A 10,215-nucleotide genomic window follows, 5' to 3' on the forward strand; every position below is an offset into this window, starting at 1 on the left:
TTGCAAAATATATCGCGACAAATCTCATAAAATCAGCCTTGGCAATATTAATATTGAACGCGACTGGGGCTGGGCTCCTGATTATGTTGAGGCCATGTGGCTTATGATGCAAAAAGATCAACCTCAGGATTATATTATTGCCACAGGAAAAAGCCATACCCTTAAAGAGTTCATAGATATTACTTTTAAAGCTTTAGACCTTGATTGGGAAAATCATGTGGTCATAGATGAAGTACTTAGAAGACCAACTGATCTTCAAATAGGTAGAGCCGACCCAAGTAAGGCAAATGATGAATTACAATGGAAGGCAAAACTAGGGCTTAATGAAATCATTGAGAATATGATTGAGTATGAATTAAATTATTCAAACTATTCAAGTCCGAATTCCTTTTTGTAATTTAGAAAGATTCAGTTCTTTTAGGTTATTTATAAAATAAATGAAAAATGGAGGCTCATCAATTCAAACTCCATTTCAAAATGATATGAAACCAGAAACTTCATTTTTACAACGATATAAATTCATCCTTGAACGGTTTCCTTCTGAGTGGGCAAGCGCCGATATAATCTCCACCCTTTTTAGGCTTTCTTTTTTTATGATGCGTGGAATGTTCCAGCGATTATTCTTCAAAAAATCTAGTGGCTGGGTTATGGTTGGGAAAGGTGCATCAATTCGATATGCACGACATTTAAGTGCTGGCAGAGATTTTATTGTTGAAGATTATGCCGAAGTAAATTGCATGACCTATCGAGGTATTGTAGTTGGCGATCGGGTAACTATTGGTAAACATGCAATTATCAGACCTACAAATATTTATGGTTCGGCAATTGGTGAGGGACTAAAAATTGGGAATAATTCTAGCATTGGCCCCTATTCCTATATTGGTTGTTCTGGGTATATCGAAATTGGAGATAATGTTATGATGTCGCCTCGAGTAAGTATTTATGCCGAAAATCATCTATTTGACCACCCCGACTTAACGATAAAAGAGCAAGGCGTTAAAAGAGAATTTGTAAAAATTGAAGATGACTGCTGGATTGCCGCAAATACCGTGATTTTGGCGGGTGTTACTATTGGCCGTGGATCAGTTATTGCCGCAGGTAGTGTAGTAACCAAGGATGTCCCACCTTACAGCATTGTAGGAGGTGTTCCAGCGAAAGTAATCAAGAATCGTAAATAAAGAATGAACTTGTTTGTAAGCAAATGGATTTTATTAAAACCCGAATCTTCTAATTATGTGTGGTATAATCGGGGTAATATCTAAAAAAAACAATCCAGGCTTAATCTCCCAATATATTGAACCAATTGGAAGAGCACTCGAGCAAATGGAATACCGTGGGCCCGACAATAAAGGAATATGGTCGGAAAATGAAATCTGCTTTGGGCACCGAAGATTAGCAATTATTGACCTTTCAACTGCTGGAAATCAGCCATTCAAAAGCTCCAACAATCGTTTTGTTATCGTTTTTAATGGCGAAATTTATAATTATCAAGAACTTAGAGCATCACTACAAAATCTAGGATATTCTTTCAAAACAAATACCGATACAGAAGTAATTTTAGCAGCTTATTCCCAATATGGACAAGATTTTTGTACCTATTTAAGAGGAATGTTTGCCTTAGTAATTTATGATTCTTTAACAAATGAAATAGTTTTTGCACGCGACAGAATTGGCAAAAAGCCCTTATTCCTTTTTGAAAATGATGAAGTCCTTATTTTCTCCTCTGAAATCAAATTTTTTCACGCTTTTAGCGATATTAACCTTGAAATAAATGAAGAAAGTCTTCATGACTTTTTATCTCTTCAATACATTCCTGGGCCTCAAACTATATATAAAAATGTATCTCAAGTTAAACCCGGAGAAATCATTACTTACCAACAAAAAAGTAAACAAAAGAAAGCAAATACGTATTGGAACTTGTTCGATCATGTAGGAAAAAGAAAGCAATTCCCTGATTTAGAGGAGGTTGATCATCTCATCGAAAAGAGTATCAAATACAGACTTATTGCAAATGTTGATATTGGTCTATTACTTAGTGGTGGCATTGATTCATCCTTATTGGCCTGCTACATGCAACAACTTGCAGGCAAAAAGGTAAAAGCTTTCAATGTTGGATTCGCAGATGAATCGATTGATGAATCAAAATACGCCAAACAAGTTAGTGATGCACTCGATATTGATTTAATTAGTCTTAATCTGGAAGAAATAAGCAGTGATGTTTTTTCTAAATCGGTATTTCATGCCGACCAACCATTCGGTGATTCGGCAATGATTCCTACCTACCTCATATCCAAATCAATAGGTAAACATGTAAAAGTTGTTTTATCTGGTGAGGGTGCCGACGAACTTTTTCATGGTTATGAACATTACGGATATGAAAAATATTACTACGGACTCGGTAAACTGCCTTTTGAAGGCGCAGAAATGCTTTTTAATGTAATTTCAAATCTTGGAGTTCATAAATTCGATAAAATCAAAAACAAACTAAAAAGTATTAATTCGTTTAAACGAGATACTGGTACATCGCGCTGGACCTCCATTATGAGTCCGGAGCTAAGTCAACAATTTTTAAGCCCAAACAAGAAGTCCAATAACAGTTATGAAACACAATTTCATAGCTTTTTACAAGAATTTAATACCAAAGCAGGCAAACTTGAGTCGAGCCTAATGCTTGATCTACTTACCTGGCTGCCGGACGATTTATTGGTTAAAACAGACCGAATGATGATGGCCTGCAGTGTAGAAGCACGTACTCCTTTTTTAGATCATGAGCTTGTTGAAGCAGTAATTGCTTCTTCCAAACACTTTAATTCGGAGCTGTTTCAATCTAAAAACTATTTAAGACAACTCTTGAAGAGGAAACTTCCTTCAGCAATTGCAGAATCGATTTCTACACGACCAAAGCACGGTTTTTTAACGCCAAATGAAAAATGGTTAAATTCAAGTCTTTCAGAAATCGCTTCTTATTTATTTTCAAGTGAAAATTTAAAGAATAATCCTTACCTAAATAGTGAAAAGATTACACAACTTTGGGCAGATTATAACATGCAAAAAACTGGCACCAATAATCGATTAGTTTGGAACTTATTTTGCTTTTTAGAATGGTATAGGCAACATGAGACTAAATTTGGATTTAATTAATGAAGAGAAATATCCTTTTAGTTGGGCATAGTGGAGATATGTACGGCGCCAGCCGCTCTCTTCTGAAATTGACGAAAATTCTCAATGAAAATCATAATCTATATGTTTTAATACCAGAAGAAGGAGAGCTTTACAAAAATTTAATTCAGAGTATCCCTTCAGATAGAATATTAGTTTATCAAGACCTCTACATTTTTACAAGAAAGTCGTTTAAATTAAAATTCTTTTTAAGCACCATTTTAGCCTTTTTTAAGAACATCATCTATTTGGGTAAAGTCATCAAAAAATATCAAATTGAAGTTGTGCACACCAATTCCGGGGTAGTTCCTGCCCCTGCCCTAGCAACAAAGCTTAAAGGCAAAAAACACATTTGGCATATTCGAGAATGGTTCGGCGACTTTAAACAATTTTGGCCGCTCTATTCTGCTTATATGACGGCTCTTTCAGACAAGGTAGTGTGTGTTTCTAAGGCAATGGCGGTCCAATTTGGAAATTCTAAAAATGTGATATCAATTTACAATGGCTTTGAAATTCCAAAAGTCTCAGAAACCAATACAAGCTCTAGCGAATTACAACAAAAATTAAAAAATGCAGACCTCATTGTTGGTTGTACTTCAAGAATTCGTTTAATCAGAAAAGGACAAGAATACCTCATTGAAGCCATAGGCTTATTAAGCCAGAAAACAGGTAAAAATATTCAAGCAATATTAATCGGAGATTTTGTGCCGGGCTATGAATCACAACAAGAAGATTTCAAGAAATTAATAGAGAAATATAAACTTGAAGATCGAATTCATTTCTTAGGACATTTAAACGATCCACTTCCATTTTATAAATCATTTGATGTGTTTGTATTGCCCTCAGGAGAACCCGAACCATTTGGTGGCGTAATTATGGAAGCCATGAGTATGGGTTTGCCTGTAATTGGATCTAATTTAGGAGGTACCGCCGAACAAATTGAGGATGCTTGGAATGGCTTTTTATTTGAAAATAAGAGTCCGAATGATCTTTCCGAAAAACTTGAATTCTTCCTAAATAATAAAGATCAGATTCAAGTATTTGGATTAAGATCCACTGATAGATTAGAGAGCAATTTCAACTTAGAAATTCACAAAGAAAAAATATTAGCTCTTTATCAAGAAGTTTAAAACCCAAATTTCATTGATCAATGAAATGATTTGATCTGCACTTCAAATTCTGTAAATTATTTAATATTTTTGAAGAATTGATTGATATTAAATTAATCTCATGTTAAAAATCTTGAATATTTTATTCCATTCATGATTTAAACCAAAACCACATTAAACCAATAAATAATCAAATGAAAGTAGCTATTATTGGTACACGCGGCTATCCTTATGTTTATGGAGGTTTTGAAACATTTGCTAAAGAGTTAAGTGAGCGTTTAGTCAAAAATGGGGTGGAAGTACATATTTATTGTCAAAAAAATCTTTTCGATGAGCGTCCACCAATTGTTAATGGCATTCACCTGCACTATATCCCAACCATACAAACTAAATCATTAAACCAAATTGTTCACTCCTTTTTATCCATTATCCACGCCACTTTTAGCACCGTAAACGTAATTCTTGTGGTTAACCTTGCTGCTGGTCCGATGGGTTGGATTCCAAAATTAACGGGCAAAAAGACGATGATGAATGTAGATGGATTGGAATGGCTAAGACCAAAATGGAAAGGATTAGGATCAAGGTATTTTCGCTTTGCAGCGCGATTGGCAACAAAATTATATGACCTCATTATTACCGATGCAGAGGCCATGCGAGATGTTTATTTAGAGGAATTTAATAAAGATTCAACAGTTATCGCCTACGGAGCCCCAAGCTATAAAAAAGCAGACGCCTCCCTTCTCAAGCGTTTTAATATACTTGAGAACGACTATTATCTCATTGTAGGGCGTTTAATCCCCGATAATAATGCTGATTTGATTATTAAAGCATATTTAGAATCTAACTCTCAAAAAAAACTAGTTGTAGTTGGTGACGTGCCCTATAAAGATGTTTATGCAGAATCTTTAAAGAAAAATGCAGGCCATAAGGTTAATTTTATTGGCTATGTTCGAGATAATGAGGAACTTATGGCCTTATATCAAAACTGTTTTACTTATATTCATGGACATAAATTTGGTGGGACAAACCCTGCAATGCTAAAAGCCATGTCTAATAACTGTTCAATACTTGCTTTAAATACAAAATTTAATAAAGAAATGCTAAAAAATGGTGAACTTGGTCTATTCTTTGATGAGGATACAAAATCATTAAACTACGCTTTTAATTTACTTGAAAGTAAACCAGAATTGGTGCATAAACTTAAAATTGAAGTTGCCTCTGGATTAACTAATAAATACAACTGGGATTCTGTTACAACAGCTTATCAGTTAGCAATGAATAATATTACTAATAAAACGCGAGCATAATTCTCCATGACGAGACCTTATTTTCTTTATAACGGATTTAAACATTTAATTGATACCCCTCTACTCATACTGTCTTTTTTGATAGCGGATTATTTTAGCTATGGAGTCCTAACCAACAGTCAAGATTCTTTAGTTTTCATAATAATTTCAATGATTTCTTGGTATACAGCAGCTACGGTTTCAGGTTTATCAAAAGATCTTAGATCAAATAGATTCGCAGAAGAAATAATTTACATTTTAGTAACCATAATCCTCTTTGCCATAGTATTAACATCTTTTCTATTTTTCTTTAGAAATACAATTGTATTAAACAATAACTTCTTATTAATCTACTTGCCCATACTCTTTTCCCTATCAATTCTATTTAGATATATATTTAGAAAGTATTTACATAGTGTTTTTTATAGTGGTAGATTGCAAGAACAAATCATATTAGTCGGCTCGACACCTTCAGCAAAAGATTTTTATGATACCATAAACCTTCATACTTATTATGGCTATAAATGTATAGGATTTATTGATGATGAAAATACAAAACTCAATGGCTCCAAATACCTCGGAAAAATAAGTGATTTAAATACCATACTCAGCGAAACAGAAGTTGATGAAGTAATTATTGCACTTCCCAACTCAAAGCATGAACAAATAAGTGCCTGTATAGAAACCTGTGACTATCATGCCAAAAGAGTTAGAATTATCCCCGATCTTTATCTTTATGCTTCGAGTAATATTAGAATCAACACAATAGGCCTTTTACCAGTAATTAATTTTCGATCATTACCTCAAGATAGATGGGGTAATAAATTACTCAAGCGCCTTTTTGATGTTATTTTTTCTTTATTCTATTTCATCCTAATCGGAATTTGGATAATGCCAATTTTTGCATTATTAATCAAGTTAACATCCAAAGGACCCATTTTTTTTAAACAAGAACGTTGGGGCTTAAATAATAGCAAAATTATTTGCTATAAATTTAGAACAATGTACCATGGGAGTCCGGAAAGTGATGAAAATGGCGACTTTTTACAAGCTACCAAAAACGATAGCCGAATCACCCCTCTAGGGAAAATTTTTAGAGAATTAAACATCGATGAACTCCCACAATTTTGGAATGTTCTTAAAGGTGATATGTCTGTTGTTGGACCCAGACCACATGTAACCCCACTAAATATATCGTCCATTCAAAATGTAGATAAATATATGCTCCGACACTTGGTAAAACCAGGAATTACTGGGTGGGCACAAGTTAATGGATGCAGAGGGGAGACCTCAGCTCCAGGCTCTATGCAAAAGAGAGTTAATTATGATCTTTATTATATCCATAGCTGGACATTTTGGCTTGACTGTCAAATTATATTGCAAACTATCATTCTGACTATAAAAGGAGATCAAAATGCTTATTAACACTAAAAAGCAATTATTTTTTATCTTTTTTCTATTAGTTTCTCTGATAGTAACTACCAATACTGAACTAAATGCTCAAGTTGTTTGGGAAAACCCCAAACATCCAATTCATGATTTCCTATCCCGTCAAGCACAAAAAGGATATATTGAACTTTCTGATTTTATTCTGCCACTAAGCAGAAAAAATATTTCCCAAAGCCTCTCCATTCTTAGAGATTCTTCACACAAATTCACTACCACCGAAAAAAAGGAACTCGCTTTTTATGAGCAAGAATTTTCAGAATTTAGCCCTGAAATAAAAGAGCAGACAAACTTTTTTAAAAAAGATGCCAATAATAGATGGGGAATGCTATCCATAAAAAAAAATGATTTTTTGCTAAGGGCTGATGCTGTTTTTGGATTAGAAACAACACAGGGACTAGAAAAGAACATAATCAAACAAAGCAACGGACTCAAATTTTGGGGACATGCGGGAAAAAACTTCTCCTTCCAAACCTATTTTACTGATAATACCGAAAATGGAACTGGCATCGACACCCTCAAACAATTCAATAATGAAGGTGGAATAGTTAAGACTGAAAATGTCGATAAAAACCCTAAAATCCTTAACTACACCAAGTTTAGAGGGAATATTAGCTATGCTTGGCAAAATGGTTCAATTAGTATCGGACATGATAATTTATTATGGGGCTATGGAGAAAGTGGCAGGATAGTAATGTCGGATAAGGCGCCAGCTTACCCCTTTATACGACTAGATTATCAACCTTTAAAATGGCTTAAATTTCATTATGCACATGCATGGCTACAATCTGCAATTATTGATTCAAACCGCACATACGGCAAAGGAAACGACATTTATGGGACTGAACGAGAACTATTTGTCCATAAATTTATGGCCACACATAGCTTAAATTTTTTCCCAACAAAAGGCTTATCTTTAAGTATCGGTGAATCTATAATTTACAGTGATCGAATTGATGCAGGTTACTTCATTCCGCTCATGTTCTTTAAGGCTTACGACCAATATTCTAGCCGTTATCGGATAAATTCAGGCTCCAATGGCCAGTTCTTCTTGCAAGCATCATCAAGAAATCATATCAAAAATACGCATCTATATTCTAGTTTGTTTATCGATGAAATTAGAATGTCAGAAGCATTTAATAGCAGAAAAAGCAGAAATCAAATCGGCTTTAATTTTGGTGCATCAATAACAGATCTTATTCTTCCTTACCTCACTTTGGGCACAGAATATGCAAGAATCAACCCATTTGTATACCAAAATTTAGTCCCAGCACAAAATTATACCAATCAGAATTATAGCCTTGGCGACTGGATAGGCCAGAATGCAGATCGATTTACCCTATGGTTCAAGTATAATCCTATCGCCCGTTTAAGTACTCGGGTACAATATGATTATATCCGTAAAGGCGAAAATGGAAGCCTTGAAGATCAATATTATGCCGAGCCTCAGCCAAAATTCCTTGCCAATAATTACGTTCCTCAAAAACAATTACTAGTTGAAGCGAAATTTCAATTATTGAATGAACTTAATGTAAGAGCCACTTATTTTAAACAAGCAGGCATTATTCGCCCAAATCTACAACCCAGGGCTATCCCTAACGAATTCAGATTTGGAATATCATACGGCTTTTAAAACTATTTTTTGTTATTAATTGCTAAATTTAAGCAAGAGTGCTTATTGTATTAAATATTTATATTTGTAATATTTCTATAATTTTATCTAAGTCTGCATGAGAATCAAAGCTCTAATCATTATACTATTAACAGGTCTAATCTTTTCCTTTCAACAAGGTTTAGCGCAAAATATATCGCTCGATAAACTACAAGCTATTAAAGTAAACCAGCTCTCAGATTCTCAAATTACAGAGGCATGGAAAAAAATAGAAGACCTTGGATTAACTGAAAAAGACGCCTACAAACTTTTGGAGCAAAAAGGCATGGATCCAATAGAAATTAATCTTTTTAAAGAAAGAATTAATGTGCTTGGGCTCAATAAAGGTGGCGTTAAAATCTCTGAAATAAACAAAAAAGACGATATTGACTTTAGCAGAGACACCTTAAATGTCGTTAAAAAACCAATTGCTATCCCTCCTGTAAATACAGGTCAGTTTTCTGATTTAAGCATTTTTGGATCCGATTTCTTTAATCAATCAAACATCAAATTTGATCCCGACTTTAATGTTGCTACCCCAAAAGGCTATATTCTTGGCGCAGGGGATGAATTAATCATCTTACTTACCGGACTCAATGAAAGTAGCGTACGGACAAAAATTAGTCCCGAGGGCAGACTTCAAATTCCCTATGCTGGCATAGTATATTTAAATGGTTTTACTATTGAGCAAGCAACATCAATCATAAAAAAGAAAATGGCTACCGTCTATCCCGCATTAAATAGCGGACAAAGTCAGGTGAGTATAAATTTAGGAAACCCAAGAACAATAAAAGTTACACTTGTAGGTGAGGTTAAAACACCAGGTTCTTATACAATTTCTTCCTTAGCAACACTTTTTAATGTTCTTTATCATTCAGGCGGACCAGCAATGAATGGCTCCCTAAGAAATATCGAACTTATTAGAAATAACAAAATTTATAAAACTGTCGATTTTTATACTTTTTTACAAAAAGGCCTAATGGAAGGCAACATACGCCTTGAAGATCAAGACGTTATCAATTTTCCTGTTTACAAAAAGAGAGTAGCCATTAAAGGCGAGGTAAAAAGACCAGCAATTTATGAGCTAAAATCTGAAGAGCATTTGGATGAATTAATCCAATATGCAGGTGGCTTTACAGATATAGCCTATAAAAGCATCGCTAAAATTGATCAAATCAATGAAAAGGAAAGAGAAGTAAAAGATGTTCCAGCCAATTTGTTCAGCAATTTTGTACCTAAAAATGGAGATATCATACACATTGGCTCAATTCAAAATAGATATGCAAACCGAGTTAATTTACAAGGAGCAGTAAACCGACCAGGAACTTATGAGCTAAGTGCCGGCTTTAGCCTTTCAGCACTCATAAAAAAGGCAGAAGGTTTAACAGAAGACGCCTATTTAGAAAGTGCCTACATCAAAAGAACACTCCCTAACCTAGATAAAGAACTTATTTCCTTCAAACCTTCTGAAATTGTTAAAGGCCTAAAAGATATTCCCTTGCTCAGAGAAGATTCTATTGTTATTCAAAGCATATCTGAATTCATAAGCGATCAATACGTAGTT

At 34.3% G+C, this 10,215-nt stretch carries 8 protein-coding genes; all 8 read left to right on the forward strand.

What is annotated here, in order from left to right:
- A partial coding sequence (locus ACIQ0D_RS09020) for a GDP-mannose 4,6-dehydratase (protein WP_395804842.1) occupies positions 1 to 397 on the forward strand: 397 nt, incomplete at its 5' end.
- 40 nt (positions 398 to 437) lie between these two features.
- Positions 438 to 1,178: an acyltransferase gene (locus ACIQ0D_RS09025; protein WP_395804844.1), complete on the forward strand. Its 741-nt coding sequence runs from the start codon at positions 438 to 440 to the stop codon at positions 1,176 to 1,178.
- A gap of 55 nt (positions 1,179 to 1,233) precedes the next feature.
- On the forward strand, positions 1,234 to 3,141 hold the full coding sequence (asnB, locus tag ACIQ0D_RS09030) for an asparagine synthase (glutamine-hydrolyzing) (protein ID WP_395804845.1): 1,908 nt from the start codon (positions 1,234 to 1,236) through the stop codon (positions 3,139 to 3,141).
- Positions 3,141 to 4,289, forward strand: coding sequence for a glycosyltransferase family 4 protein (locus tag ACIQ0D_RS09035; protein ID WP_395804847.1), 1,149 nt, complete (start codon positions 3,141 to 3,143; stop codon positions 4,287 to 4,289). Before asnB ends, ACIQ0D_RS09035 begins: the two co-directional genes overlap by 1 nt.
- Before the next feature lie 173 nt (positions 4,290 to 4,462).
- Positions 4,463 to 5,575, forward strand: a complete 1,113-nt coding sequence (locus ACIQ0D_RS09040) for a DUF1972 domain-containing protein (protein ID WP_395804849.1) — start codon at positions 4,463 to 4,465, stop codon at positions 5,573 to 5,575.
- Positions 5,576 to 5,581: 6 nt separating this feature from the next.
- Complete coding sequence (locus ACIQ0D_RS09045) at positions 5,582 to 6,979, forward strand: undecaprenyl-phosphate glucose phosphotransferase (protein WP_395804851.1); 1,398 nt, start codon at positions 5,582 to 5,584, stop codon at positions 6,977 to 6,979.
- The gene (locus tag ACIQ0D_RS09050; protein WP_395804853.1) at positions 6,969 to 8,633 is read left to right on the forward strand and encodes a capsule assembly Wzi family protein; all 1,665 of its coding nucleotides are present in this window, start codon (positions 6,969 to 6,971) and stop codon (positions 8,631 to 8,633) included. The genes ACIQ0D_RS09045 and ACIQ0D_RS09050 overlap by 11 nt, the downstream gene beginning before the upstream one ends.
- Before the next feature lie 97 nt (positions 8,634 to 8,730).
- On the forward strand, positions 8,731 to 10,215 hold a 1,485-nt coding region (locus ACIQ0D_RS09055; RefSeq protein WP_395804855.1), incomplete at its 3' end, for an SLBB domain-containing protein.

The organism is Daejeonella sp., from assembly GCF_044342615.1.
In the GTDB taxonomy this organism is placed as follows: Bacteria; Bacteroidota; Bacteroidia; order Sphingobacteriales; family Sphingobacteriaceae; genus Daejeonella.

Coding starts and splice junctions, on each gene's coding strand:
- asnB (WP_395804845.1), top strand. CDS start 1,234: ATGTGTGGTATAATCGGGGTAATATCTAAAAAAAACAATCCAGGCTTA.
- ACIQ0D_RS09050 (WP_395804853.1), top strand. CDS start 6,969: ATGCTTATTAACACTAAAAAGCAATTATTTTTTATCTTTTTTCTATTA.
- ACIQ0D_RS09045 (WP_395804851.1), top strand. CDS start 5,582: ATGACGAGACCTTATTTTCTTTATAACGGATTTAAACATTTAATTGAT.
- ACIQ0D_RS09040 (WP_395804849.1), top strand. CDS start 4,463: ATGAAAGTAGCTATTATTGGTACACGCGGCTATCCTTATGTTTATGGA.
- ACIQ0D_RS09035 (WP_395804847.1), top strand. CDS start 3,141: ATGAAGAGAAATATCCTTTTAGTTGGGCATAGTGGAGATATGTACGGC.
- ACIQ0D_RS09025 (WP_395804844.1), top strand. CDS start 438: ATGAAAAATGGAGGCTCATCAATTCAAACTCCATTTCAAAATGATATG.